The sequence below is a fragment of the Rhizobium sp. 9140 genome, from assembly GCF_900067135.1.
GTDB lineage: Bacteria > Pseudomonadota > Alphaproteobacteria > Rhizobiales > Rhizobiaceae > Ferranicluibacter.
Window position 1 is genome coordinate 2,056,975 of record NZ_FJUR01000001.1, and the last position, 24,550, is coordinate 2,081,524.

At 61.1% G+C, this 24,550-nt stretch carries 22 protein-coding genes, 2 tRNA genes and 1 pseudogene; 24 read left to right on the forward strand and 1 reads right to left on the reverse strand.

Translation table 11 applies throughout. The annotated features are described in order from the left end of the window. Nucleotides 1-57: 57 nt before the first annotated feature. A tRNA-Val gene (locus GA0004734_RS09620) sits at nt 58-133 on the reverse strand. 444 nt (nt 134-577) lie between these two features. Between GA0004734_RS09620 and GA0004734_RS09625 the strand changes: the two genes are divergently transcribed. From GA0004734_RS09625 to GA0004734_RS09735, 24 genes and pseudogenes are all read left to right on the forward strand, one after another. Next, a tRNA-Asp gene (locus tag GA0004734_RS09625) sits at nt 578-654 on the forward strand. Nucleotides 655-997: 343 nt separating this feature from the next. After that, a complete protein-coding gene (locus GA0004734_RS09630) occupies nt 998-1,363 on the forward strand; it encodes an NADH-quinone oxidoreductase subunit A (RefSeq protein WP_062468417.1) in 366 nt (121 codons plus the stop codon). Beyond that, on the forward strand, nt 1,354-1,932 hold the full coding sequence (locus GA0004734_RS09635; protein WP_092933271.1) for a NuoB/complex I 20 kDa subunit family protein: 579 nt from the start codon (nt 1,354-1,356) through the stop codon (nt 1,930-1,932). The genes GA0004734_RS09630 and GA0004734_RS09635 overlap by 10 nt, the downstream gene beginning before the upstream one ends. 77 nt (nt 1,933-2,009) lie before the next feature. Beyond that, nucleotides 2,010-2,609, forward strand: coding sequence for an NADH-quinone oxidoreductase subunit C (locus tag GA0004734_RS09640; RefSeq protein ID WP_092933273.1), 600 nt, complete (start codon nt 2,010-2,012; stop codon nt 2,607-2,609). A gap of 58 nt (nt 2,610-2,667) precedes the next feature. Next, nucleotides 2,668-3,051 carry a four helix bundle protein gene (locus GA0004734_RS09645; RefSeq protein WP_092933275.1) on the forward strand — a complete coding sequence of 128 codons (384 nt, stop codon included), beginning with the start codon at nt 2,668-2,670 and terminating at the stop codon, nt 3,049-3,051. A 67-nt stretch (nt 3,052-3,118) separates the two neighbouring features. Further along, nucleotides 3,119-4,309: an NADH-quinone oxidoreductase subunit D gene (locus tag GA0004734_RS09650; RefSeq protein ID WP_092933277.1), complete on the forward strand. Its 1,191-nt coding sequence runs from the start codon at nt 3,119-3,121 to the stop codon at nt 4,307-4,309. After that, nucleotides 4,309-4,479 (forward strand): hypothetical protein, encoded by a 171-nt coding sequence (locus tag GA0004734_RS25935; protein WP_165906706.1) that lies wholly within the window; start codon nt 4,309-4,311, stop codon nt 4,477-4,479. Before GA0004734_RS09650 ends, GA0004734_RS25935 begins: the two co-directional genes overlap by 1 nt. A 17-nt stretch (nt 4,480-4,496) precedes the next feature. Further along, nucleotides 4,497-5,285: pseudogene (gene nuoE, locus GA0004734_RS09655) on the forward strand (NADH-quinone oxidoreductase subunit NuoE); the annotation flags it as partial. 298 nt (nt 5,286-5,583) lie between these two features. Beyond that, on the forward strand, nt 5,584-6,888 hold the full coding sequence (nuoF, locus tag GA0004734_RS09660) for an NADH-quinone oxidoreductase subunit NuoF (RefSeq protein ID WP_092933281.1): 1,305 nt from the start codon (nt 5,584-5,586) through the stop codon (nt 6,886-6,888). Nucleotides 6,889-6,892: 4 nt separating this feature from the next. Further along, nucleotides 6,893-7,612, forward strand: a complete 720-nt coding sequence (locus GA0004734_RS09665) for a hypothetical protein (protein ID WP_092933283.1) — start codon at nt 6,893-6,895, stop codon at nt 7,610-7,612. 171 nt (nt 7,613-7,783) lie between these two features. Beyond that, a complete protein-coding gene (nuoG, locus tag GA0004734_RS09670; protein WP_092933285.1) occupies nt 7,784-9,865 on the forward strand; it encodes an NADH-quinone oxidoreductase subunit NuoG in 2,082 nt (693 codons plus the stop codon). 20 nt (nt 9,866-9,885) lie between these two features. After that, on the forward strand, nt 9,886-10,929 hold the full coding sequence (gene nuoH, locus GA0004734_RS09675) for an NADH-quinone oxidoreductase subunit NuoH (RefSeq protein ID WP_062596636.1): 1,044 nt from the start codon (nt 9,886-9,888) through the stop codon (nt 10,927-10,929). Between the two features lie 64 nt (nt 10,930-10,993). Continuing rightward, nucleotides 10,994-11,485 (forward strand): NADH-quinone oxidoreductase subunit NuoI, encoded by a 492-nt coding sequence (gene nuoI, locus GA0004734_RS09680; protein ID WP_092933287.1) that lies wholly within the window; start codon nt 10,994-10,996, stop codon nt 11,483-11,485. Between the two features lie 144 nt (nt 11,486-11,629). Continuing rightward, the gene (locus GA0004734_RS09685; RefSeq protein ID WP_062596635.1) at nt 11,630-12,244 is read left to right on the forward strand and encodes an NADH-quinone oxidoreductase subunit J; all 615 of its coding nucleotides are present in this window, start codon (nt 11,630-11,632) and stop codon (nt 12,242-12,244) included. 30 nt (nt 12,245-12,274) lie between these two features. Further along, nucleotides 12,275-12,583 carry an NADH-quinone oxidoreductase subunit NuoK gene (gene nuoK, locus GA0004734_RS09690; RefSeq protein ID WP_062468393.1) on the forward strand — a complete coding sequence of 103 codons (309 nt, stop codon included), beginning with the start codon at nt 12,275-12,277 and terminating at the stop codon, nt 12,581-12,583. A gap of 6 nt (nt 12,584-12,589) precedes the next feature. Next, nucleotides 12,590-14,587, forward strand: coding sequence for an NADH-quinone oxidoreductase subunit L (gene nuoL, locus GA0004734_RS09695; RefSeq protein ID WP_092933289.1), 1,998 nt, complete (start codon nt 12,590-12,592; stop codon nt 14,585-14,587). Then, nucleotides 14,587-16,098, forward strand: a complete 1,512-nt coding sequence (locus tag GA0004734_RS09700; RefSeq protein ID WP_092933291.1) for an NADH-quinone oxidoreductase subunit M — start codon at nt 14,587-14,589, stop codon at nt 16,096-16,098. The genes nuoL and GA0004734_RS09700 overlap by 1 nt, the downstream gene beginning before the upstream one ends. 18 nt (nt 16,099-16,116) lie before the next feature. After that, nucleotides 16,117-17,556 (forward strand): NADH-quinone oxidoreductase subunit NuoN, encoded by a 1,440-nt coding sequence (gene nuoN / locus GA0004734_RS09705; protein ID WP_092933293.1) that lies wholly within the window; start codon nt 16,117-16,119, stop codon nt 17,554-17,556. 23 nt (nt 17,557-17,579) lie between these two features. After that, a complete protein-coding gene (locus GA0004734_RS09710) occupies nt 17,580-18,320 on the forward strand; it encodes a biotin--[acetyl-CoA-carboxylase] ligase (protein ID WP_092936131.1) in 741 nt (246 codons plus the stop codon). Between the two features lie 19 nt (nt 18,321-18,339). Next, the gene (locus GA0004734_RS09715) at nt 18,340-20,010 is read left to right on the forward strand and encodes a ribonuclease J (protein ID WP_092933295.1); all 1,671 of its coding nucleotides are present in this window, start codon (nt 18,340-18,342) and stop codon (nt 20,008-20,010) included. A gap of 134 nt (nt 20,011-20,144) precedes the next feature. After that, complete coding sequence (locus GA0004734_RS09720) at nt 20,145-20,414, forward strand: DUF1467 family protein (RefSeq protein ID WP_175386477.1); 270 nt, start codon at nt 20,145-20,147, stop codon at nt 20,412-20,414. A gap of 698 nt (nt 20,415-21,112) precedes the next feature. Next, a complete protein-coding gene (gene proS, locus GA0004734_RS09725) occupies nt 21,113-22,441 on the forward strand; it encodes a proline--tRNA ligase (RefSeq protein ID WP_092933299.1) in 1,329 nt (442 codons plus the stop codon). Nucleotides 22,442-22,450: 9 nt separating this feature from the next. Next, on the forward strand, nt 22,451-23,839 hold the full coding sequence (locus GA0004734_RS09730) for a lipoprotein-releasing ABC transporter permease subunit (RefSeq protein WP_245292388.1): 1,389 nt from the start codon (nt 22,451-22,453) through the stop codon (nt 23,837-23,839). A 13-nt stretch (nt 23,840-23,852) separates the two neighbouring features. Then, nucleotides 23,853-24,539, forward strand: a complete 687-nt coding sequence (locus GA0004734_RS09735) for an ABC transporter ATP-binding protein (protein ID WP_092936134.1) — start codon at nt 23,853-23,855, stop codon at nt 24,537-24,539. Nucleotides 24,540-24,550 lie beyond the last annotated feature (11 nt).

A 24,550-nucleotide genomic window follows, 5' to 3' on the forward strand; every position in this document is an offset into this window, starting at 1 on the left:
TGCACCGATGCCGCGCTCATAACGCCAAAACAAGAGAGGTAAAAAAGCGGGGAAGAATGGTGGGCGATGACGGACTCGAACCGCCGACATCCTCGGTGTAAACGAGGCGCTCTACCAACTGAGCTAATCGCCCGCCGTGTTGGTGGGCGTGATGTATTCGGAACTGCTGGAAACCGCAAGGCCGCAGGTGCGGTTTTTCGAACTTTTTTGCCGGCTTGGTCCCGATGCGCCTATTTTCAGGGATTCTGCGCGTTTTCACCATGTTGAAGCGCCTGTTTTCGCGTCTCTCTGCCGGTCGTTACGGAGAGAGACCCGTATAGTGGAAAAGCCGCATCTTTTTCTAAGACTTGGAAAAAGAGAGGTTTTTTGCCGCTAAGCCCTGATTTTCAGGCGTTTGGGAAGGGAGAGGCGAGCAGACACTGACCGGTTGTCGATAAGAAATTCGCGTTTGTCATGATTTTGTATTTCAACGTGCTTGACACTCCCCGAAACCCCCCGTAAACAGCCGCTCATCGAACGGCGCAACGCTGAACGGTCACGGAAGACGGACTGAAAAGAACGGTTTTCCAAACAATGCGCGGGTGTAGCTCAGTTGGTTAGAGTGCCGGCCTGTCACGCCGGAGGTCGCGGGTTCGAGCCCCGTCACTCGCGCCATTTTACTCTCAGAGTAAAATGAAAATGTCGATCAGCGGTCCTCGAAAGAGGGCCGCGACATTTTGCCCTTCCACCCTTCGAGGGTTCTCCAAGACTGGTAATTTCCACGAAAACCGCTATGTAGGTTGCAACTCGCTATTGCTTCGGATGCGAGCCGTACGGGTGGATCGGAACCGCAGAATATGCAGACTCTTCATTCGCTTGGACGAGCGGATGAAAACAAGATGCGAGGCTTGCGCCATGGCGCGGGCTGCGCTAACGACTTTGGCGTTGCAACATTTTTCGGCCTGCAGGCAGACGCCAACCGCGCCTCACCGGCGCGGCCGCGGGCAGGGACAAAACAATGACAGACCTTCTCGGTTCTTATATCCCGATCGCCATCTTCATCGGCATCTCGCTGGTCATTGGGCTGGCGCTTCTTGCTGCGCCGTTCGCAGTCGCCTTCAAGGCGCCGGACGACGAAAAGCTTTCGGCCTACGAGTGCGGCTTCAATGCGTTCGACGACGCGCGCATGAAGTTCGATATTCGTTTCTATCTCGTGTCGATCCTGTTCATCATCTTCGATCTGGAGGTCGCCTTCCTGTTCCCCTGGGCCGTCGCGTTCAAGGGCATGGGCTGGTTCGGTTTCTGGTCCATGATGGCCTTCCTCGGCGTGCTGACCATCGGCTTCATCTATGAATGGAAGAAGGGAGCACTCGAATGGGAGTAGCAACCACGAACACCATGGTGGCCGAGGCCCCCAAGGGCATCATCGATCCCGCGACCGGCAAGCCGGTCGGCGCGAACGATCCGTTTTTCGGCGAAATCAACAATGAACTTGCCGACAAGGGCTTTCTCGTCACCTCGACCGACGAGCTGATCAACTGGGCCAGAACCGGTTCGCTGATGTGGATGACGTTCGGTCTGGCCTGTTGCGCCGTCGAAATGATGCAGATGTCCATGCCGCGTTACGACGCCGAGCGCTTCGGCTTTGCGCCGCGCGCCTCGCCGCGCCAGTCCGATGTGATGATCGTCGCGGGAACGCTGACCAACAAGATGGCGCCGGCGCTCCGCAAGGTCTATGATCAGATGCCGGAACCGCGTTACGTGATTTCGATGGGCTCCTGCGCCAATGGCGGCGGCTACTATCATTATTCCTACTCGGTGGTGCGCGGATGCGATCGCGTCGTGCCTGTCGATATCTACGTGCCGGGCTGTCCTCCCACGGCAGAAGCGCTGCTTTACGGCGTGCTCCTGCTGCAGAAGAAGATCCGCCGCACGGGCACGATCGAACGCTAGGCCCTCGGGGTCTTCGATCAGGGGATTCTAGGCCACATGGGGCTGAGTCTCGATGGTCATCCGGATAAGGACACGAAATGAGTGAAGCTCTGAACAGCCTCGCGACCTACCTTCGGGAAACCAAGGGCGCCCTTTTCGCTGAAGCGACGATCGCTTTCGGCGATCTGACGCTGGCGACGACCGGCGAGAACATCGTCGCGCTTCTGACCTTCCTGCGCGACGACGCCCGCTGCGGTTTCGTCAACATCATCGACGTCTGCGGCGTGGATTATCCCGCGCGTGCCGAGCGCTTCGATGTGGTCTACCACCTCCTGTCGCCGAAACAGAACCTCCGCATTCGCGTCAAGGTCGCAACGTCGGAAGAAGAGCCCGTTCCCTCGATTTGCAGCGTCTTTCCCGGCGCCGACTGGTTCGAGCGCGAAGCCTACGACATGTATGGTATCCTTTTCACCGGCCACCCGGACCTTCGCCGTATCCTCACTGACTACGGCTTCGAGGGTTACCCGCTGCGCAAGGATTTCCCGCTAACGGGCTATGTCGAAGTGCGCTACAACGACGAAGCCAAGCGCGTGGTCTACGAGCCGGTCGAACTCAAGCAGGAATTTCGCAACTTCGATTTTTTGTCTCCCTGGGAGGGGACGGATTATGTGTTGCCGGGGGATGAGAAGGCGAAGTGATGTTCGGTGAGCCGTAAGTTGTGAGTAGGATCGTTTGATACGAGGGTGAATTGCCGCCGTGGAGAGCCAAGAGATCAAATCCTACCGCGATCTCAGGGTGTGGCAAGCCGCTATAGACCTCAGTGTCGAATGTTACACGCTGACCAACGATTTTCCGAAGTCGGAAATTTACGGTATGGCCAGCCAGATGAGGCGGTCGTCGGTCTCGGTCGCAGCGAATATCGCAGAAGGGTATGGCCGAAACAGCCGTGGTTCTTTTGTTCAGTTTCTGAAGGTTGCACAAGGATCTCTTAAGGAGCTCGAGACGCATCTGATCATCTGCCAACGCGTTGGATTGATGGATGCCTATGCTTCAGAGGAAATGCTGAAACAGTGCGAAGAGAATGGTAAAATGATCAGTGGTCTCATTCGCGCGGTTCAGCGCAAGGAGAACGAGCAGTGATTTCGATGAAACGACACTTCTCTGCTTACGACTTACGGCTTACTGATCACTGCGGAGCGCGAAGCGAATGAACGAACACAACATCCGCAACTTCAATATCAACTTCGGGCCACAGCACCCGGCGGCGCATGGCGTTTTGCGCCTGGTGCTGGAGCTTGACGGGGAGATCGTCGAGCGGGTCGATCCGCATATCGGCCTGCTGCACCGCGGCACCGAGAAGCTGATCGAGGCCAAGACCTATCTTCAGGCTCTGCCATATTTCGACCGCCTCGACTACGTGGCGCCGATGAACCAGGAACACGGGTTCTCGCTCGCCGTGGAAAAGCTGACCGGCACGGTGGTGCCGATCCGTGGGCAGTTGATCCGCGTGCTCTATTCCGAAATTGGCCGCATCCTGTCGCATCTGCTGAACGTGACCACGCAGGCCATGGACGTTGGCGCATTGACGCCGCCGCTCTGGGGCTTCGAAGAGCGCGAGAAGCTGATGGTATTCTATGAGCGCGCCTCCGGCTCGCGCATGCATGCGGCCTACATCCGACCGGGCGGCGTGCATCAGGATCTGCCGCACGAACTGGTCGAGGATATCGGCAAGTGGATCGATCCGTTCCTGAAGACCGTCGATGATATCGACGAACTCCTGACCGGCAACCGCATCTTCAAGCAGCGCAACGTCGATATCGGTGTCGTCAGCCTCGAGGACTGCTGGGCCTGGGGTTTCTCGGGCGTCATGGTCCGTGGTTCGGGCGCCGCATGGGATCTGCGCAAGTCGCAGCCTTATGAGTGCTACGCCGACATGGATTTCGACATTCCGATCGGCAAGAACGGCGACTGCTACGATCGCTATCTCATCCGCATGATCGAGATGCGCGAGTCGGCAAAGATCATGCGCCAGTGCGTGGATCGTCTTCTGGGCGACGCGAAGGTCGGCCCGGTCTCCTCGCTCGACGGCAAGGTCGTTCCGCCGAAGCGGGGCGAGATGAAGCGGTCGATGGAAGCGTTGATCCACCACTTCAAGCTTTATACCGAAGGCTACCATGTGCCGGCCGGCGAAGTTTACGCCGCTGTCGAAGCGCCGAAGGGCGAGTTCGGCGTCTATCTCGTGTCGGACGGGACCAACAAGCCATATCGCTGCAAGATCCGTGCGCCGGGTTACGCCCATCTGCAGGCGATGGATTATATCTGTCGTGGCCACCAGCTTGCCGACGTTTCGGCCATCCTCGGCTCGCTGGATATCGTGTTCGGGGAGGTGGATCGCTGATGCTGGACCGCTCCGTCGCCGCCCGCCGCTTCGTCATCCAGACGCTCGACCGTCTCCTGGCCCAGTCGGCCACGAACGGGCAGTCTTCCGCTGCGGCCGATCGCCGCGAACAAAATTCCTCCGGACCCGAGCCGCTGTTCAACAGCATGTTCGCCGGATCGAGAAACTGAAATAGGGTGCGGTAACAATGTCCGTTCGTCGACTAGCCGATGTAGCCGTCCAGCCGCAGCAGTTCGCGTTCAGCGATGCGAATGCTGCTTGGGCGCAGACCACGATCCGGAAGTACCCGGAAGGCCGCCAGCAGTCCGCTGTCATCCCGCTTCTGATGCGGGCGCAGGAGCAGGACGGCTGGGTCACCAAGGCCGCGATCGAGAGTATCGCCGACATGCTTGACATGCCCTACATCCGCGTTCTCGAAGTCGCGACCTTCTATACCCAGTTCCAGCTAAAGCCGATCGGCACCCGGGCGCATATCCAGGTGTGCGGCACCACGCCCTGCATGCTGCGCGGTTCGGAAGAGCTGATCGCGCTCTGCAAGCGCAAGATCCACGGCCAGCCGCTGACCCAGAACGAGAGCGGCACGCTCTCTTGGGAAGAGGTCGAGTGTCAGGGCGCCTGCGTCAATGCGCCGATGGTGATGATCTTCAAGGACAGCTACGAAGACCTCACGGTCGAGCGTCTGGAAGAGATCATCGATACGTTCGACGCCGGCCGTGGCGCGGAGATCGTCCCTGGCCCGCAGATCGACCGCATCTTTTCCGCTCCGATCGACGGCCTGACGACGCTGACCGAAGAGCCGACGCCGCAGCGCAATCAGGTGACCGAGCCCCCGGCACCGCCCGCGCCGCAGGAGGGGGCTTCGGTTCCCCCGTCGGAAGCCGGCCGCCCGAAGAGCACGGATGCCGAAACAAATCCGACGATGAAGACGCCGGCCACCGCCAAGAGTGAGTCGGCCGCCAATTCCAAGAAGGAAGGTGGCGAGACCAAGGATGCTGCATCCGTGGACACGCCCGAAGGCGGCGAGAAGACCGACCTGACGGCCGGTGCCGGCAAGCCGGCGCCCGAGGCAAAATGATATAACGGCTGGGCACCTCGCGCCGGGTCCGGCGCACGGTGGCTCTGGCCACGGGCTGCGAAGCCTTGTACACCGGAAGGATCGGCAGCCGCCGACGACCGGTGCCAAGAGGCGGACGACGGCAGCCTGACCAATGGACGCAAGGACTGACCCGCTTTGACGGCGGATCCATATTCTCGAAGAATCGGCGGACTGAGCCATGCTTGACGATAAAGATCGCATCTTCACCAATCTCTACGGCCTTCACGACAAGTCGTTGAAGGGCGCGATGTCGCGCGGCCACTGGGACGGCACCAAGCAGATCCTGGAAAAAGGTCGTGACTGGATCATCAACGAGATGAAGGCCTCCGGTCTGCGCGGTCGCGGCGGCGCCGGCTTTCCGACAGGTCTCAAATGGTCGTTCATGCCGAAGGAAAGCGACGGACGCCCGCATTACCTCGTCGTCAATGCCGACGAATCCGAGCCCGGCACTTGCAAGGACCGGGACATCATGCGTCACGATCCGCACACGCTGATCGAAGGCTGTGTCATCGCCAGCTTCGCCATGGGTGCACATGCTGCCTACATCTATGTGCGCGGCGAATATATGCGTGAACGCGAAGCGCTGCAGGCCGCGATCGACGAATGCTACGATGCGGGCCTCCTCGGCGCCAACAACAAGCTCGGCTGGGACATGGAGATCTTCGTTCACCATGGCGCCGGCGCCTATATCTGCGGCGAGGAAACGGCTCTGCTCGAAAGCCTGGAGGGCAAGAAAGGCCAGCCGCGTCTGAAGCCGCCGTTCCCGGCGAACATGGGTCTCTACGGTTGCCCCACGACGGTCAACAACGTCGAATCGATCGCGGTTGCACCCACGATCCTTCGTCGCGGCGCGGGCTGGTTCTCGTCTATCGGCCGTCCGAACAATGTCGGCACGAAGCTGTTCATGGTCTCCGGCCATGTCAACAAGCCGTGCACCTTCGAGGACGCGATGGGAACGCCGTTCCGCGAGATGATCGAGCGCCATTGCGGCGGCGTCCGCGGCGGCTGGGACAATCTGCTGGCGGTCATTCCGGGCGGCTCGTCTTGTCCTGTGGTAAAAGCCGAACATATCATCGATGCACCGATGGATTTCGACGGAATGCGCGACGTCAAGTCGTCCTTTGGTACCGCTGCGATCATCGTCATGGATCGCTCGACCGACATCATCAAGGCCATCTGGCGCTTGGCAGCCTTCTACAAGCATGAGAGCTGCGGCCAGTGCACACCATGCCGTGAAGGCACCGGCTGGATGATGCGCGTTATGGAACGCATGGTTCAGGGTCGCGCGCAGAAGCGCGAAATCGACATGCTGTTCGACGTGACGAAACAGGTCGAAGGTCATACGATCTGCGCGCTCGGCGACGCAGCGGCGTGGCCGATCCAAGGCCTGATTCGCAACTTCCGTCCCGAGATGGAAGCGCGGATCGATGAATACACCCGCAACGCCTCCACGCATGGCGCTGTTCTGCAAGCCGCGGAGTAACAGGATGTCAACATCGCCTTATGACGATGAGCAGGCCGGTCCCGCGGACGCGCAGGGCTCTTCTTCGTCGTCAAAGGGCGATCCCGCGGGCTTTGCCGGCTGGACGAAAGAGGGCGGGCCGCCCTTGCCGCCTCTGATGCAACACCCCACGGCTTCGGTTGCGGCGGCAGCGGCGATGGGCTTCGGAATGGCAAGCCACTTCGCCGGCTTTATGCTCGGTGCTATGCAGGGGTTCATGGAGGCGGCGCAAAAGGCAGCCGCCGAGGCAGAGCGGCAGGCAGGGCAGGGGGTGGCATCTGCCGCAACCGAGACGACGGAACCTGCCGGTGACGTGGCCGAGGTGGAGAAGCCGAAAGCGGATGCCGAGGCTGCGGAAAAGCCGGTCGCCGATCTCGTGGCTGATGCTGCGGAAGCGACGGCTGCCGTGGTGGCACGAGCCTCTGCCGCCGTCGCCAAGGCTTCGCCGCGGGCCGCGAAGGGGGCAAGCCCGGCTGCAAAGTCTGCGCGTGCCCGCCGCGGCAAGGCCGCAGACGATCTGAAAAAGATTTCCGGCATCGGCCCGAAGCTGGAGCAGGTTCTGAAAAGTCTCGATGTCACGCGGTTCAGCGAAATTGCGGCTTGGGACGAGAGCGATATTGCCCGGTTCGACCGAGAGTTGAGCGCGAGCGGCCGTATCGTTAGGGATCGGTGGATCGAACAGGCCAAGGTGCTCGCAAAGAGTTGAGAGCCGATGCCGAACCGACATGTTTCGGCGACGGCGGCCAAAGCTTTAGGGGCCGTGGCCCACAGGGATGATCGAGGCCGATGGCCTCGGGACAGATTGGGCCGATAAGGCCCTTTGACGATCGATCCGTCGCTTGAAGACCGGCGGAAGAGGACAGGATTGAGTGCGAAGATGGCAAAGCTGAAAGTCGACGGAAAAGAGATCGAAGTCCCGGATCATTTCACGCTGCTTCAGGCATGCGAGGAAGCCGGCGCCGAGGTTCCGCGCTTCTGTTTTCACGAGCGGCTGTCGGTTGCCGGCAATTGTCGCATGTGTCTGATCGAGGTGAAGGGCGGTCCGCCGAAGCCGGCGGCGTCCTGCGCCATGGGCGTGCGCGACCTGCGCCCCGGCCCGAATGGCGAGACCCCGGAAGTCTTCACGACCACCCCAATGGTCAAGAAGGCCCGCGAAGGCGTCATGGAATTTCTGCTGATCAACCATCCGCTGGATTGCCCGATCTGCGACCAGGGCGGCGAGTGCGACCTGCAGGACCAGGCCATGGCCTTCGGTGTCGACTCGACCCGCTACAACGAGAACAAACGCGCCGTCGAAGACAAGTATATCGGCCCGCTGGTCAAGACGGTGATGAACCGCTGCATTCACTGCACGCGCTGCGTCCGCTTCACCACCGAAGTCGCCGGCATCGCCGAACTCGGCCTTATCGGCCGTGGCGAAGACGCGGAAATCACGACCTATCTCGAGCAGGCGATGACGTCGGAGCTTCAGGGCAACGTGGTCGATCTCTGCCCAGTGGGCGCCTTGACCTCCAAGCCCTATGCGTTCAACGCGCGTCCATGGGAGCTCGGCAAGACCGAATCGATCGACGTCATGGACGCCGTGGGATCGGCCATCCGTGTCGATACGCGCGGCCGTGAGGTCATGCGCGTCATGCCGCGGATCAACGAGGAGATCAACGAAGAGTGGATCTCCGACAAGACCCGCTTCATCTGGGATGGCCTGAAGACGCAGCGTCTCGATCGACCTTACGTGAAGAAGGACGGTCGTCTTCAGCCCGCGAACTGGGGCGAGGCCTTCGCCGCCATCAAGGCTGCCGTGGCAAAGACCAGCGGCGACCGTATCGGCGCGATTGCCGGCGACCTCGCATCCGTCGAGGAAATGTATGCGCTGAAGGGCCTGATGACGGCGCTCGGTTCCGCGAATATCGATTGCCGTCAGGACGGTGCAGCGCTCGACCCGGCGCTCGGCCGTTCGAGCTATCTGTTTAATCCCACCATTCAAGGCATTGAAAACGCTGACGCTCTGTTGATCATCGGTGCAAATCCGCGCTTCGAAGCCTCTGTGCTGAACGCGCGCATTCGCAAGCGCTTCCGCATGAGCACGTTCCCGATCGGCGTCATCGGCGAAGCGGCAGAACTGCGCTATTCCTACGAGTATCTCGGCGCCGGCACGGATTCGCTCGGCGAACTGCTGGCCGGCCGTGGCAGCTTCTATGAAGTTCTGACGAAGGCCGAGCGTCCGATGATCATCATCGGGCAGGGCGCCCTGATTGGCGAAGGCGGCGCGTCCGTTCTCGCGTCCGCTGCAAAGCTTGCCGGTGCGATCGGCGCTGTTTCCGAAGGGTGGAACGGGTTTGCCGTGCTGCATACGGCGGCAGCCCGCGTCGGCGGCCTCGATCTCGGTTTCGTACCCGGCGCAAACGGCAAGACGGCGCATGAGATGGTGACCGGCACGGACGTGCTCTTCCTGCTCGGCGCCGACGAGATCGATCTGGCAGCGCGCGCCAGCGGCTTTACGGTCTATATCGGCTCGCACGGCGACAATGGCGCCCATGGTGCCGACGTTATTCTTCCCGGCGCGACATATACCGAAAAGTCGGGCCTTTGGGTCAACACCGAGGGTCGCGTCCAGATGGGCAACCGTGCCGGCTTTGCACCTGGCGAGGCCCGCGAAGACTGGGCGATCCTGCGCGCTCTCTCCGACGTGCTGGGTAAAAAGCTGCCTTTCGATTCGCTCACTGAGCTGCGTCGCAAGCTGGTTTCAGAATTCCCGCATTTCGGCGACGTCGACGCGATTGCCGAGGCCGTTGACGGCGAAATTGCCGCACTCGCACAAAAAGCCGGTGAGATGACCAAATCCGCGTTTGCGTCTCCGGTGAAAGACTTCTATTTGACGAACCCGATAGCGCGCGCTTCTGCGGTCATGGCCGAATGTTCGGCGCTGGCTCGCAATAATTTCAAAGCGGCAGCGGAATGAGCGCGGGAGAATAAGGCACCATGGACGGTTTTCTTTCGACCTATGTCTGGCCGGCGGCCATCATGATCGGCCAGTCGCTTCTGCTGCTGGTCGCTCTCCTGATCTTCATCGCCTATATCCTCCTGGCGGACCGCAAGATCTGGGCAGCGGTGCAGCTGCGCCGTGGTCCCAACGTGGTGGGTCCCTTCGGCCTTTTCCAGTCCTTCGCCGATCTTTTGAAGTTCGTCGTCAAGGAGCCGGTGATTCCCGCCGGCGCCAACAAGGTTCTCTTCCTTCTGGCGCCGCTGGTATCAGTGACGCTCGCGCTCGCCGCCTGGGCCGTCGTTCCGCTGAACGACAACTGGGTGATGGCGAACATCAATGTCGGCATCCTCTACGTGCTCGCCATCTCCTCGCTCGAAGTCTACGGCGTCATCATGGGTGGCTGGGCGTCGAACTCCAAATACCCGTTCCTGTCGGCACTTCGGTCGGCGGCACAGATGGTGTCCTATGAGGTTTCGATCGGCTTCGTCATCGTCACCGTGCTGCTCTGCGTCGGCTCGCTGAACCTGACCGACATCGTCAATTCGCAGCGTGACGGCCTGGGTACGATGATGGGCCTGCCGGGCTCTTTCCTCGACTGGTACTGGCTGCCGCTGTTCCCGATGTTCATCGTGTTCTTCATCTCGGCGCTGGCCGAGACGAACCGCCCGCCATTCGACCTGGTGGAAGCCGAGTCCGAACTCGTCGCCGGCTTCATGGTCGAGTACGGCTCGACCCCCTACATGATGTTCATGCTCGGCGAGTACGCTGCCATCTGCCTGATGTGCGCCCTCACCACGATCCTCTTCCTCGGCGGCTGGCTGCCTCCGGTGGACGTCTGGTTCCTCAACTGGGTACCTGGCATCATCTGGTTCGTGCTGAAGGCCTCTCTGGTGTTCTTCATGTTCGCGATGGTCAAGGCATTCGTGCCGCGCTACCGCTACGACCAACTGATGCGTCTCGGCTGGAAGGTGTTCCTGCCCCTGTCGCTCGTCATGGTCTTTATCGTTGCAATTACGCTGAAGCTCGGCGGATGGGCCTGATGCCCGTCCGCAGCTTCGCGACAGTCGCTGGCGTCTCCCGGGCCAGCTCATTCGGAGGTAAATGATGGCCGCCATTTCGCAAGCCGTCAGATCGCTGTTCCTCAAGGAGTTCGTTGGCGCGTTCTTCCTGTCGATGCGCTATTTCTTCGCACCGAAGGCGACGCTGAACTACCCGTTCGAAAAGGGTCCCATCAGCCCGCGTTTCCGCGGGGAGCATGCTCTGCGTCGCTACCCCAACGGGGAAGAGCGTTGCATCGCCTGCAAGCTGTGCGAGGCGATCTGTCCCGCCCAGGCCATCACCATCGAGGCCGGCCCGCGCCGCAATGACGGCACCCGCCGCACGGTGCGTTACGACATCGACATGGTGAAGTGCATCTATTGCGGCTTCTGCCAGGAAGCCTGCCCGGTCGACGCCATCGTCGAAGGGCCGAACTTCGAATTCGCCACCGAGACGCGCGAAGAGTTGTACTACGACAAGGACCGCCTTCTTTCGAACGGCGACCGTTGGGAGCGCGAAATCGCCCGCAACATCGGCATGGACTCGCCGTACCGCTGAGGCTACGGCGCCATCTCGGCGAAGCGTCGCCCGCCCGGGCGGCGAGACACTGAAAATTTGGGTGTCGACCGGACCTCTCCGGTCGGCCGGGAACGGATTGCGCAAAGGTACGCCGTTCCGGGGAAGACGAAAAAGGCACCGGTCATGGGTCTGCAGACTCTATTCTTCTATCTCTTCGCCTTCATCGCCGTCGCATCGGCGTTCATGGTGATTTCGGCCAGGAACCCCGTCTATTCGGTCCTGTTCCTCATCCTGTGCTTCTTCAACTCGGCAGGTCTGTTCCTGCTGACAGGGGCCGAGTTCCTCGCGATGATCCTGCTCGTCGTCTACATCGGCGCCGTCGCGGTCCTCTTCCTCTTCGTCGTGATGATGCTCGACATCGACTTCAATCAACTGCGTTCGGGCGTGCTCGATTATGCTCCGGTGGGCGCGCTCGTCGGTCTGATCCTTGCGGCCGAGCTGATCATCGTCGTTGCGGGCAGCACCTTCTCGCCGGAGATCGCCAAGACCGTGTCAATGCCGATCCCGGCCGTGACCGACCGTACCAATACCGCCGCCCTCGGCGACGTCATCTATACCCACTACATCTACTACTTCCAGATTGCCGGTCTCGTGCTGTTCGTCGCCATGATCGGCGCGATCGTGCTCACGCTGCGCCATCGCCCGAACATCAAGCGCCAGAACATTTCCGAACAGGTCGCCCGCGTGCCCGCCACCGCCGTCGAGGTGGTGAAGGTCAAGCCGGGGCAGGGGCTCTGAGCCGGTACTGAAGGTCAAGGACATCACATCATGGAAATCGGTATTTCCCACTATCTGACCGTCAGCGCCATCCTGTTCACGCTGGGCGTCTTCGGCATCTTCCTCAACCGCAAGAACATCATCGTCATCCTGATGTCGGTGGAGCTCATCCTGCTCGCCGTCAACATCAACATGGTCGCCTTCTCGTCGTTCCTCAACGATATTACCGGCCAGGTGTTCGCGCTGTTCATTCTGACGGTTGCCGCGGCGGAAGCTGCCATCGGACTTGCAATTCTCGTCGTCTTCTATCGTAACCGCGGTTCCATCGCGGTCGAAGACGTCAACATGATGAAGGGCTGATCGGCCATGGATACCATCATCAAAGCGGTCGTCTTCCTGCCGCTCATCGGCTTCCTGATCGCGGGGCTCTTCGGAACGAAGATCGGCGCCAAGGCTTCGGAGTACGTGACCACCGGCCTCATGGCCATCGTTGCCGTCCTTTCCTGGGTCGTCTTCTTCCACGTCGGTCTTGGCGAAACGGAGATGATCAAAGTCTTCGTCATGCGCTGGATCCAGACCGGCAGCTTTGATGCGGAATGGGCGTTCCGCGTCGACACGCTGACGGCGGTCATGTTCATGGTCGTCAACACGGTGTCGTTCCTCGTGCACCTGTACTCGATCGGCTACATGCACCACGATCCGCACCGCCCGCGGTTCTTCGCCTACCTCTCGCTCTTCACCTTCGCCATGCTGATGCTGGTGACGTCCGACAATCTGCTGCAAATGTTCTTCGGCTGGGAAGGCGTGGGTCTCGCGTCCTACCTGCTGATCGGCTTCTGGTACAAGAAGCCATCGGCAAGTGCTGCGGCCATGAAGGCGTTCATCGTCAACCGCGTCGGCGACTTCGGCTTCGCGCTCGGCATCTTCGGCGTCTTCGTTCTCTTCGGCTCGATCTCGTTCGAAACGATCTTCGCAACGGCCGCGACCTACCTGCCGGCCGAAGGTGCGGCCAACGCCGCCGAGCCGGTCATCACCCTGTTCGGCATGCATCTCGATCGCGCCGATGCCGTCACCGGCGTTGCACTATTGCTCTTCATGGGCGCCATGGGTAAATCAGCACAGTTTCTGCTGCACACATGGCTACCGGACGCCATGGAAGGCCCGACCCCGGTCTCCGCGCTCATTCATGCCGCGACCATGGTCACCGCCGGCGTTTTCCTCGTCGCCCGCATGTCGCCAGTGTTCGAACTGTCGCCGACCGCCCTGACGGTCGTGACACTGATCGGTGCGATCACCGCCTTCTTCGCAGCCACCGTCGGTCTGGTGCAGAACGACATCAAGCGCGTCATCGCCTATTCGACCTGTTCGCAACTGGGCTACATGTTCGTCGCACTCGGCGTCGGTGCCTATGGCGCGGCCGTGTTCCACCTCTTCACGCATGCTTTCTTCAAGGCGCTTTTGTTCCTGTGCGCCGGCTCGGTTATTCATGCCGTCGATGGTGAGCAGGACATGCGTCACATGGGCGGCCTCCGCCCGCACATCAAAATCACGTTTGCGATGATGCTGATCGGAACCCTCGCCATCACTGGCGTCGGCATTCCCTTCACACCGGTCGGCTTTGCCGGCTTCTTCTCCAAGGACGTGATCATCGAGGCGACCTACGCATCGCACTCGCCGCTGTCGGGCTTCGCCTTCACGCTGCTGGTCATCGCCGCGCTGTTCACGAGCTTCTATTCCTGGCGCCTGATGTTCATGACCTTCTTCGGCAAGCCGCGCGCTAGCCACGAGGTCATGCATCATGTGCATGAATCGCCGATGGTCATGCTGCTGCCGCTGTTCGTGCTCGGCTTCGGCGCCGTCGTCGCGGGTGTCCTCGGCGAAGGCTATTTCTACGGCCACGAATATGCTGAGTTCTGGCAGGGTGCGTTGTTTACCTCGCCTGAGAACGAACTGCTGGAGGAATTCCACCATGTTCCGGCTCTGGTTGCTCTCAGCCCGTTCATCGCCATGGTGCTCGGGTTCGTCACGGCCTGGTACTTCTACATCAAGTCGCCGGAAACGCCGAAGGCGCTGGCGCGCCAGCATCGCAGCCTCTATCAGTTCCTCTTGAACAAGTGGTACTTCGACGAGCTGTACGACGTCCTGTTCGTGCGCCCCGCCAAGCGCCTCGGCACCTTCCTGTGGAAGGAAGGTGACGGTCGGGTCATCGACGGCTTCGGTCCGAACGGCGTTGCCGCCCGGGTCATGGACGTCACGCGCGGTGTCGTGCGTCTGCAGACCGGTTACCTCTATCACTATGCGTTCGTGATGCTGATCGGCATTGCCGCACTCGTTACCTGGATGATGCTCGGGAGCTCCTTCTGATGACCGATTGGCCCATTCTCTCGGCGGTCACCTTCCTGCCGCTGGTCGGCGTTGTGCTCTTGCTTCTGATGCGCGACGACAGCGCCGCCGGTCGCCGCAACGTGCTCAACATCTCGCTCGCAACGACGGTCGTCACCTTTCTGCTGTCCCTGTTCATCTGGGCCGGGTTCGACAATGCGAACCCCGGTTTCCAGATGGTCGAGCGGCACGCCTGGCTCGGCACCGGCATTTCCTACCATCTGGGCGTCGACGGCATCTCCATGCTGTTCGTCATCCTCACGACCTTCCTGATGCCCTTCTGCGTGCTGGCCAGCTGGCATTCGGTGGAAAAGCGCATCAAGTCCTACATGATTGCCTTCCTGTTGCTGCAGGTCGTCATGACCGGCGTGTTCGTCTCGCTGGATATCGTTCTCTTCTACGTGTTCTTCGAAGCGACCCTGATCCCGATGTTCGTCATTATCGGCGTCTGGGGCGGCAAGGAGCGCGTTTATGCGAGCTACAAGTTCTTCCTCTACACGTTGTTCGGCTCGGTGCTGATGATGCTCGCCATCATGGCGATGTACTGGCAGACCGGCACAACTGACATGGTCGAACTTCTGAAGGCCGGCTTCCCCGCTGGTATGCAGACCTGGCTCTGGCTCGCCTGCTTTGCGGCCTTCGCCGTGAAGATGCCGATGTGGCCCGTGCACACCTGGTTGCCGGATGCGCACGTTCAGGCGCCGACGGCTGGTTCCGTTATCCTTGCCGGTGTCATGTTGAAACTCGGCGGCTATGGCATGGTCCGCATCTCGCTCGGCATGTTCCCGCTCGCATCCGATCAGTTTGCGCCGCTGGTCTTCACCCTGTCCGTCGTCGCCATCATCTACACTTCGCTGGTCGCGATGATGCAGCAGGACATCAAGAAGCTGATTGCTTACTCCTCGGTCGCCCATATGGGCTATGTGACGATGGGCATCTTTGCGGCCAATGTGCAGGGCGTGCAAGGTGCGATCTTTCAGATGCTGTCGCACGGCATCGTTTCCTCCGCGCTCTTCCTCTGCGTCGGCGTAGTCTACGATCGTCTACATACCCGCGAGATCTCGGCCTATGGTGGGCTCGTCAACAACATGCCGAAATACGCCGTGATCTTCATGATCTTCACCATGGCGAATGTCGGCCTTCCCGGCACCTCCGGCTTTGTCGGGGAAATCACGACCCTGCTCGGCGCCTTCCAGGCAAACACCTGGGTCGCTTTCTTCGCCACGACCGGCGTCATTCTCTCGGCCTGCTACGCGCTGTGGCTTTATCGCCGCGTGATGTTCGGTGCGCTTGAGAAGGAAAAGCTGAAGGCTCTGCTCGACCTGTCGCCGCGCGAAAAGGTGATCCTCTACCCGCTCGCGGTGCTCACTATCTTCTTCGGCGTCTATCCGGCGCCTGTCTTCGATGCCACGGCGGCTTCCGTCGATGTGCTGGTCAATAACTACACGACCGCCGTTCAGGCAGCGCAGTCCCTTGCGCTCTCGGCAAACTGACGACGGGGCGAGAGAAACATGAACGCTGATATTCTGATCGCTAGTCTCCATCTGTCGCTTCCGGAAGTGACGCTCGCCATCGGTGCGCTCGCGCTCCTGATGATCGGCGTCTTCACGGGGGAACGGTCCTCCGGTCTCGTTACCTGGCTAGCGATCGCGCTCTTGGTCGTTGCGGGCGTTCTGCTGGCGAACACGGGCGACGGCGTCGCCTATAACGGCGCCTTCGTCGCCGATCCCTTCGCCCGCTTCATGAAGATGCTGACCCTGTTCGCATCCATCGTCGCGCTCTTCCTGTCGGCAGGGCAGGCGAAGATCTTCGGTCTCGACCGGTTCGAATATCCGGTTCTCGTGGTTCTCGCGACTCTCGGCATGTTGCTGATGATTTCGGCCAACGACATGATGTCGCTCTACATGGCGTTGGAACTACAGTCGCTCGCAGCCTATGTCGTCGCTGCCATGAACCGGGACGATCTGCGTTCGACCGAAGCCGGCCTAAAATACTTCGTCCTCGGTGCGCTCTCCTCCGGCATGCTGCTCTACGGCATGTCGCTGGTCTACGGCTTCACCGGCCACACCGGCTTCGTGGAAATCGCAACGGCACTGACGGCGGATGGCCGCTCGCTCGGCCTTGTCTTCGGCCTTGTGTTCGTGCTTGCCGGTGTCGCCTTCAAGATCTCGGCCGTGCCGTTCCACATGTGGACGCCGGACGTCTACGAAGGTGCGCCGACGCCGGTTACCGCCTTCTTCGCCGGCGCCCCGAAGATTGCCGCGATCGCTATGCTGGTGCGCGTCGTCATCACCGCGTTCGAGCCCATCCAGCTCGACTGGCAGCAGATCATCGTCTTCATCTCCATCGCCTCCATGGTGCTCGGCTCGTTTGCCGCCATCGGCCAGAAGAACCTGAAGCGCCTGATGGCTTATTCCTCCATCGGCCACATGGGCTATGCGCTGGTCGGCCTGTCCGCCGGTTCCATGGCGGGCGTGCGCGGTGTCGTTCTCTATATGCTGATCTACATGGTCATGACGCTCGGCACCTTCGCGTGCATCCTCGCCATGCGCCGCAAGGAAGGTCACCACGTCGAGCAGGTTGACGATCTCGCTGGCCTGTCGCAGACGAACCCCTTCATGGCCGTTGTGCTGACGATCCTGATGTTTTCGCTCGCCGGCATTCCGCCGTTGGCCGGTTTCTTCGCCAAATACTTCGTGTTCATGGCGGCGATCGAAGCCAAGCTCTATGCGCTTGCCGTCATCGGCGTTCTCGCCTCCGTCGTTGGTGCCTACTACTATCTGCGCGTCATCAAGCTGATGTGGTTCGATGAGCCGGCCGGCGAGTTCGCCCGCCCGTCCGGTTCGCTGAAGCTGGTCTATGGCCTCTCCGGACTCTTCATCGTCGGCTATGTTATCGTCGGCGGACCGATCGGTGCAGCGGCCGAGGCTGCTGCCCGGACATTCTTTTGAGCGGCCAGAGCCGGCTCACCCGCATGTCCGTTGACGACTTCCGCCACGTCGCCCTGAACGAGGTGGGCTCCACCAACACCGAGTGCCTTGCGCGTGCGCGCGCAGGCGATCCGGGGAACCTCTGGATCACAGCCGGCCGGCAGACCGATGGTCGCGGCCGGCGTGGTCGTGCCTGGAGTTCGGAACCCGGCAATCTCTATTCCTCACTGCTCCTGATCGACCCCGCGCCGCTGGAGATGATCCAGTCGCTACCGCTTGCGGTCGCCGTGGCCGTTCGCAATGCGATGCAGGCCGTCCTGCCAGCAGGCGCACGGGCTGCGGAGATCAAGTGGCCGAACGACATCCTGATCGGCGGGCAGAAGACCTGCGGCATTCTGCTCGAAGGCGAACGTCTTACGGATGGGCGATATGCTCTGGTGATCGGCTGCGGCATCAACGTCGTCAGCGCGCCGGACCACGGTCTTTATCCGCTGACCTATCTGCGCAGCGAAGGGTCTTCCGCCTCGCCGCAGGAACTCTTCGCACATCTTTTCATGACCATGGCCGAAACGCTCGGCATCTGGAATGGCGGTCTCGGGATCGGCGACATCATCGCGCGCTGGCGGCAGCATGCCGTGGGCATCGGTCGTCCCATCACGGTCAACCTTCCGGATCGGTCCATCCATGGACGTTTTGACGATATCGACGGCTCCGGCCAATTAATTCTCACGGATGAAAATGGCATGCGCCGGCACATAGCCGCCGGCGATGTCTTTTTCGGATGAAACAAGGCATAATTCTCTGATGACTGAGAAAAACGAACTGGTTTTCCTGCCGCTCGGCGGCGTAGGCGAAATCGGCATGAACCTCGCACTTTATGGTTACGGCCCCGCGGCCAACCGCGAATGGATCATGGTCGATTGCGGCGTGACCTTCCCGGGGCCGGACCTTCCGGGTGTGGACCTCGTCCTGCCTGACATCCGCTTCCTTGCCGACAAGCTCAAGAGCCTCAAGGGCATTGTCATCACGCATGCGCATGAGGATCACTACGGCGCCCTGTCCGACCTCTGGCCGGGCCTCAATGTTCCCGTCTATGCCTCGCCCTTCACGGCCGGCATGCTGGAGGCGAAGCGCCAATACGAGCGCAGCCGCAACGAGGTGCCGATCACCATCTTCAAGCAGGGCGACCGCCTTCAGATCGGCCCGTTCGAGGTCGAGGCCGTTGGCGTCAATCACTCGATCCCCGAGCCGATGGCGCTTGTCATCCGCACGCCGCTCGGCAATCTTGTCCACACGGGCGACTGGAAGATCGACCACGCGCCGTCGCTCGGACCTTTGACGGATGGTGACCGGTTCACGGCTGTGGGCGACGAAGGCGTGTTGGCGCTGATGTGCGATTCGACCAACGCGCTGCGCGACGGCGTCTCGCCCTCTGAAGAGGAAGTGTCCGTCAGCCTCGAAAAGGTCATCCGCGCAGCGGAAGGCCGTGTGGCGATCACGACGTTCTCGTCCAATGTCGGCCGTATCCGTTCGATCGCCAAGGCCGCGGCGGGGGCCGGCCGCGAAGTGCTGCTGATGGGCTCGTCCATGAAGCGCGTGGTGCAGGTCGCCCGGGACGTCGGGTTGATGGAAGGCATTCCGCCGTTCATCAGCGAAGACGAGTTTGGCTTCATCCCGCGCGACCGGGTCGTGGTCATCCTCACCGGCAGCCAGGGCGAGCCCCGCGCCGCGCTGGCCAAGATCGCCCGAGACGAGATGCGCAATGTGGCCTTCACCGCCGGCGACACCGTCGTCTTTTCCTCGCGCGCCATCCCCGGCAACGAAAAGGCCATCAACGAGATAAAGAACGGCTTGATCGAACAGGGCATCCTGATCGTTACCGATAGCGATGCGCTCGTGCACGTGTCGGGCCACCCCCGCCGCAACGAATTGAAGCAGATGTACCAGTGGATCCGCCCGAAGCTGCTGGTGCCGGTGCACGGCGAAGCGGCACACCTCGTCGGGCAGATGGAGCTTGCGCTCCAGTCCGGCATCGCGAATGTGCCGCGTGTCCGCAACGGTGACATCCTGCGGCTCGCACCCGGCATGGCGCAGGTCATCGGCGAAGCACCGCACGGCCGCATCTTCAAGGATGGCGGGCTGATCGGCGACTTCCAGGAGATGGGCATCGGCGACCGCCGCAAGCTGTCTTTTGCCGGCCACGTGGCTGTGAATGTCGTGCTCGATGCGCGCTACGACTTCGCCTCCGACCCGATCGTCGTGCCGATCGGTCTGCCCGAGTTCGACGACGAGGGCGAGGACATGAACGATACGCTGTACGACGCGGTCCTCGGCGCAGTCGAGAGCATTCCGCGCGCGCGTCGCAAGGATCTCGCCATGGTGCAGGAAGCGGTTCGTCGCGCCATTCGCGGCACGGCGAACGATGTCTGGGGCAAGAAGCCGGTCGTCACCGTCTTCATTAACCGCATGTCCTAACGCCAAGCTGTTCTGCGTGAATCAGAAAAGGCCTCCGGCGCGGCAGCACCGGAGGCCTTTTCATGTACGTCCGACTTCCGGCGTGGCCCGCCACGGCGTATAAGAGCGGTCAGGTTCTTAACCGGGATGTCGTCATGCCGATCTTTTCCGTCTTCGCCATCTACTTCATCATCTGGTGGATGACGCTCTTCATCGTTCTGCCGATCGGTTTGCGCACGCAGGCAGACGAGAGCGATGTGGTGCCTGGAAGTGTGGAAAGCGCTCCCGCACGGTTTCGCGCATTGCGCATTTTCGGACTAACGACGATCTTGGCTGCCGTGATTCATATCGTCTGGTATGTGCTGTCCGTTCGCTACGGATACGGGATCGACGCGATCCCGCAATTCGCACCGAAGTTCTATTGAGGAAGCAGCCAACGGGCGAGGGCGAGTAACCTTGTGCTGATTGAATGATCTTTTTCGCGTCCAAGCATTTGCCCAATAGTTTGGCAGATACTCGGGCGGATGCAAAGGGGGCGCTTGTGTCGGCATACGGCGGATGATCGCTGCCCATCATTCCCTAAGCAGATGTCGAAAAGCAAAAAAAAACAAGGCTAAAAGCCTTGTTCTTTAAGCAATCGCGTGACCCGTAACCGTTGCCGGTGGCTGCGTATGACCGCGCCTAAGATCTGATCCTCCCAAGACTTTTTCCGCGACGTCGACAAGAATTTAATCTTCCTGCCTGTTTTGTGGGCTGAAACTAACTCAAATCCCGCCGAGTGTCATCTGATTTTTTTGCATTTATGCTACAGTCCAGCAAAAAATATTCATTGACATGAAGAGGTCATTTGCCGTTACTCGCGCTCCCTTTTCCTGCTTCGATCTGTCGCAGAAAGCGGGCAGGTTGCCTATGCCGCAGGCTCTGCGCGCCACTCGGCCCCACACGGGTTTTCATCCCGCCGCGAAGCGTTTAAGACCTGCAGCGTGGGTGTTGCGGGATTCGAAGATCGGATCGCATCGTCCGCTGTTCGTCCATACGGCCCCGCACAAGGCACAGGTCGTAAGCAAACCTCATTTCGCCCGAATCCGTGCTTAGACGGAAGGCGCCACTCCGGAACCTGTTCATGCGTCTGTCCCGCTATTTCATGCCGATCCTGAAGGAAAACCCCAAGGAAGCGGAGATCGTCTCGCATCGCCTGATGCTGCGCGCCGGCATGATCCGCCAGCAGAGCCAAGGCATCTATTCCTGGCTGCCGCTCGGTAAGCGCGTGCTCGACAAGGTCAATGGCATCATCCGCCAGGAGCAGAACCGCGCCGGCGCCATCGAGCTCTCCATGCCGACGCTCCAGTCGGCAGAACTCTGGCAGGAAAGCGGGCGCTACGACGATTATGGCAAGGAAATGCTGCGCATCAAGGACCGGCAGGAGCGCCCCATGCTCTACGGCCCGACCAACGAGGAGATGATCACCGACATCTTCCGCTCGTCGGTCAAGTCCTACAAGAACCTGCCGCTGAACCTCTATCACATCCAGCTGAAGTTCCGCGACGAGATCCGTCCGCGCTTCGGCACCATGCGCTCGCGCGAGTTCCTGATGAAGGACGCCTACTCCTTCGACCTCACCAAGGAAGGTGCCGAGCATTCCTATCGCAAGATGTTCACCGCCTACCTGCGCACCTTTTCGCGGCTCGGCCTGCGCGCCATCCCGATGCGGGCGGATACCGGCCCGATCGGCGGCGATCTCAGCCATGAGTTCATCATTCTTGCCGATACCGGCGAGTCCGAGGTGTACAGCCACCGCGATTTCGTGAACTTCGATATCCCGGCGGAAACGACGGACTTCGATGACGTCTCTGCTCTGCAGGCTGTCTTCGACCAGTGGACTTCCGTCTATGCCGCAACGTCGGAAATGCACGACGAGGCAGCCTTCGATGCCATTCCCGAAAGCGAGCGCCTTTCGGCCCGCGGCATCGAGGTCGGCCACATCTTCTACTTCGGTACGAAATACTCCGAGCCCATGGGCGCCAAGGTTCAAGGCCCCGATGGCAAGGAACATCTGGTCCATATGGGCTCCTACGGCATCGGGCCGACGCGCCTTGTGCCGGCGATCATCGAGGCGTCGCATGACGAGAATGGCATCATCTGGCCGGCCTCCGTCGCGCCGTTCGATGCCATTATCATCAACATGAAGGCTGGCGATGCAGCCTGCGATGCTGCCTGCGAGACGATCTACGCGGCCCTTGCCAAGGCCGGCATCGACACGCTTTACGACGACACCGACGACCGGGCGGGCACCAAGTTCGCGACGGCCGATCTCATCGGCGTGCCCACGCAGATCATCGCGGGACCCCGCGCGGTTGCGGCTGGCGAGGTCGAGCTGAAGGACCGCAAGACCGGTGCGCGCGAGACCATGACCATCGAAGCTGCGATCAACAAGCTGACCGCTGCGAAATAAGGACAAGGCATGAGCGCCCCTTCCACGGACCCGAGACCGGCAAAGGCATCGGCAACGCCGCCCAAGGCTGGACTGAAGACAGCCTCGAAGGGCGCGCCGCCGAGGGAAACGCCGTCCGGTGACAAACCGTCGAAGGCTGCATCCAGCCGTCCGTTCTCGACCTTCGAGCGGCTGGTCGCCTGGCGCTATCTGCGCTCGCGCCGCAAGGAAGCGTTCATCTCCGTCATCGCCGGCTTCTCCTTCATCGGTATCATGCTCGGCGTGGCCACGCTCATCATCGTCATGGCTGTCATGAACGGGTTTCGCACGGAGCTCATCTCCCGCATTCTCGGTATCAACGGCCACATGATCGTGCAGCCGCTGGATGGCCCGCTGGACAATTACGCGGATCTGGCCACGCGCTTTTCCGGCATCAAGGGCGTCACCATGGCGATCCCGATGATCGAGGGGCAGACGCTGGCCTCCGGCCCCGGCGGGGCAGGGACGGGCGCACTCGTGCGCGGCGTACGCGCCGACGATCTCGTGAAGATGAAGTCGATCTCCGATCATCTGAAATCGGGTGACCTCACCGGCTATGCGACGGGCGGCGGCGTCGCCATCGGCTCTCGCATGGCCGATCAGCTTGGTCTCCAGGCTGGCAGTACCATCACGCTGGTGGCGCCTGAAGGCGATGTGACGCCCATGGGCGTCAATCCGCGCGTGAAGTCCTATACCGTCTCCGCGATCTTCGAGATCGGCATGTCGGAATATGACGCGTCGATCATCTTCATGCCGCTGGAGGAGGCGCAGCTCTACTTCAATGCAGAGGGAATCGCGCAATCCATCGAGCTTTTCGTGGAGAAGCCGGACCTCGTCGACAGCCTGCGCCAGCCGGTGGAAGACGCGGCCCAGAGGCAGGTGCTGATCAGCGACTGGCGTGACCGGAACAAGACCTTTTTCTCAGCCTTGCAGGTCGAGCGCAACGTCATGTTCATGATCCTGACCCTGATCGTTCTGGTCGCCGCACTCAACATCGTGTCGGGCCTGATCATGCTGGTGAAGGACAAAGGCAGCGACATCGCCATCCTGCGGACCATGGGGGCGTCCTCGGGCGCGGTCATGCGCATCTTCTTCATGACGGGCGCGGCCATCGGCATCGTCGGAACGCTGGCGGGTGTGGCGCTCGGCGTCGTCGTGTGCCTGAATATCGAATCCATCCGGCAGTTCTTCTCATGGATCTCCGGCACGACGATCTTCAATCCGGAACTCTACTTCCTCAGTCAGCTGCCCGCCGATATGAACCTCGGCGAGACCGTCGCGGTCGTCGGCATGGCCATCGGACTGTCGTTCCTGGCAACCATCTTCCCCGCTTGGCGGGCCTCGCGACTGGATCCGGTCCAGGCGCTGCGTTACGAGTGACAGGAACGATATGATGGCCCCTCGCGTGGCACTAGAGCTTTCCGGCGTCGAGCGCCATTACAGCCAGGGCGAACAGGCGCTCTCGATCCTGAAGGGCGCCGACTTTCGCCTTCTCGGCGGGCAGACCGTCGCGCTCGTCGCGCCATCGGGCACCGGCAAATCGACGCTGCTGCATCTGGCCGGCCTGCTGGAGCGGCCCGATGCCGGTGAGGTCTCGATCAATGGTCGCGCATGCGGTTCGCTCGGCGATACCGAGCGAACCGCCATCCGCCGTAACGAGATCGGCTTCGTCTACCAGTTCCACCATCTGCTGCCGGAATTCACGGCCGTCGAAAACATCATGATGCCGCAGCTGATCGCCGGCCTCTCCAAGAAGGAAGCGCGCGAACGCGCCTCGGCTCTGCTCGACTACATGCGCATCGGCCACCGTGCCGACCATCGGCCGTCGGAGCTCTCGGGCGGCGAGCAGCAGCGCGTGGCGATTGCCCGCGCCGTCGCCAATGCGCCCTTCGTGCTCCTGGCCGACGAGCCCACCGGCAATCTCGATCCGGAGACGGCCGGCTACGTCTTCGAGGCGCTGAAAGCCCTCGTCAAGCAATCCGGCCTTGCCGCGATGATTGCCACCCACAATTACGACCTGGCGTCCAAGATGGACCGCCGCATCACGCTGCAGGACGGCAAGGTCGTCGAACTGGACTGAGGTGCGCCGCG

Excerpts from the sequence above, each read along its gene's own strand:
- GA0004734_RS09635 (WP_092933271.1), top strand. The coding sequence starts at position 1,354 with ATGGGAGTAGCAACCACGAACACCATGGTGGCCGAGGCCCCCAAGGGC.
- GA0004734_RS09640 (WP_092933273.1), top strand. The coding sequence starts at position 2,010 with ATGAGTGAAGCTCTGAACAGCCTCGCGACCTACCTTCGGGAAACCAAG.
- GA0004734_RS09735 (WP_092936134.1), top strand. The coding sequence starts at position 23,853 with ATGGCCCCTCGCGTGGCACTAGAGCTTTCCGGCGTCGAGCGCCATTAC.
- nuoK (WP_062468393.1), top strand. The coding sequence starts at position 12,275 with ATGGAAATCGGTATTTCCCACTATCTGACCGTCAGCGCCATCCTGTTC.
- GA0004734_RS09630 (WP_062468417.1), top strand. The coding sequence starts at position 998 with ATGACAGACCTTCTCGGTTCTTATATCCCGATCGCCATCTTCATCGGC.
- proS (WP_092933299.1), top strand. The coding sequence starts at position 21,113 with ATGCGTCTGTCCCGCTATTTCATGCCGATCCTGAAGGAAAACCCCAAG.
- GA0004734_RS09710 (WP_092936131.1), top strand. The coding sequence starts at position 17,580 with ATGTCCGTTGACGACTTCCGCCACGTCGCCCTGAACGAGGTGGGCTCC.
- GA0004734_RS09700 (WP_092933291.1), top strand. The coding sequence starts at position 14,587 with ATGACCGATTGGCCCATTCTCTCGGCGGTCACCTTCCTGCCGCTGGTC.
- GA0004734_RS25935 (WP_165906706.1), top strand. The coding sequence starts at position 4,309 with ATGCTGGACCGCTCCGTCGCCGCCCGCCGCTTCGTCATCCAGACGCTC.
- GA0004734_RS09665 (WP_092933283.1), top strand. The coding sequence starts at position 6,893 with ATGTCAACATCGCCTTATGACGATGAGCAGGCCGGTCCCGCGGACGCG.
- nuoH (WP_062596636.1), top strand. The coding sequence starts at position 9,886 with ATGGACGGTTTTCTTTCGACCTATGTCTGGCCGGCGGCCATCATGATC.
- nuoF (WP_092933281.1), top strand. The coding sequence starts at position 5,584 with ATGCTTGACGATAAAGATCGCATCTTCACCAATCTCTACGGCCTTCAC.
- nuoN (WP_092933293.1), top strand. The coding sequence starts at position 16,117 with ATGAACGCTGATATTCTGATCGCTAGTCTCCATCTGTCGCTTCCGGAA.
- GA0004734_RS09715 (WP_092933295.1), top strand. The coding sequence starts at position 18,340 with ATGACTGAGAAAAACGAACTGGTTTTCCTGCCGCTCGGCGGCGTAGGC.
- GA0004734_RS09650 (WP_092933277.1), top strand. The coding sequence starts at position 3,119 with ATGAACGAACACAACATCCGCAACTTCAATATCAACTTCGGGCCACAG.
- GA0004734_RS09730 (WP_245292388.1), top strand. The coding sequence starts at position 22,451 with ATGAGCGCCCCTTCCACGGACCCGAGACCGGCAAAGGCATCGGCAACG.
- GA0004734_RS09685 (WP_062596635.1), top strand. The coding sequence starts at position 11,630 with ATGGGTCTGCAGACTCTATTCTTCTATCTCTTCGCCTTCATCGCCGTC.
- nuoI (WP_092933287.1), top strand. The coding sequence starts at position 10,994 with ATGGCCGCCATTTCGCAAGCCGTCAGATCGCTGTTCCTCAAGGAGTTC.
- GA0004734_RS09720 (WP_175386477.1), top strand. The coding sequence starts at position 20,145 with ATGCCGATCTTTTCCGTCTTCGCCATCTACTTCATCATCTGGTGGATG.
- nuoG (WP_092933285.1), top strand. The coding sequence starts at position 7,784 with ATGGCAAAGCTGAAAGTCGACGGAAAAGAGATCGAAGTCCCGGATCAT.
- nuoL (WP_092933289.1), top strand. The coding sequence starts at position 12,590 with ATGGATACCATCATCAAAGCGGTCGTCTTCCTGCCGCTCATCGGCTTC.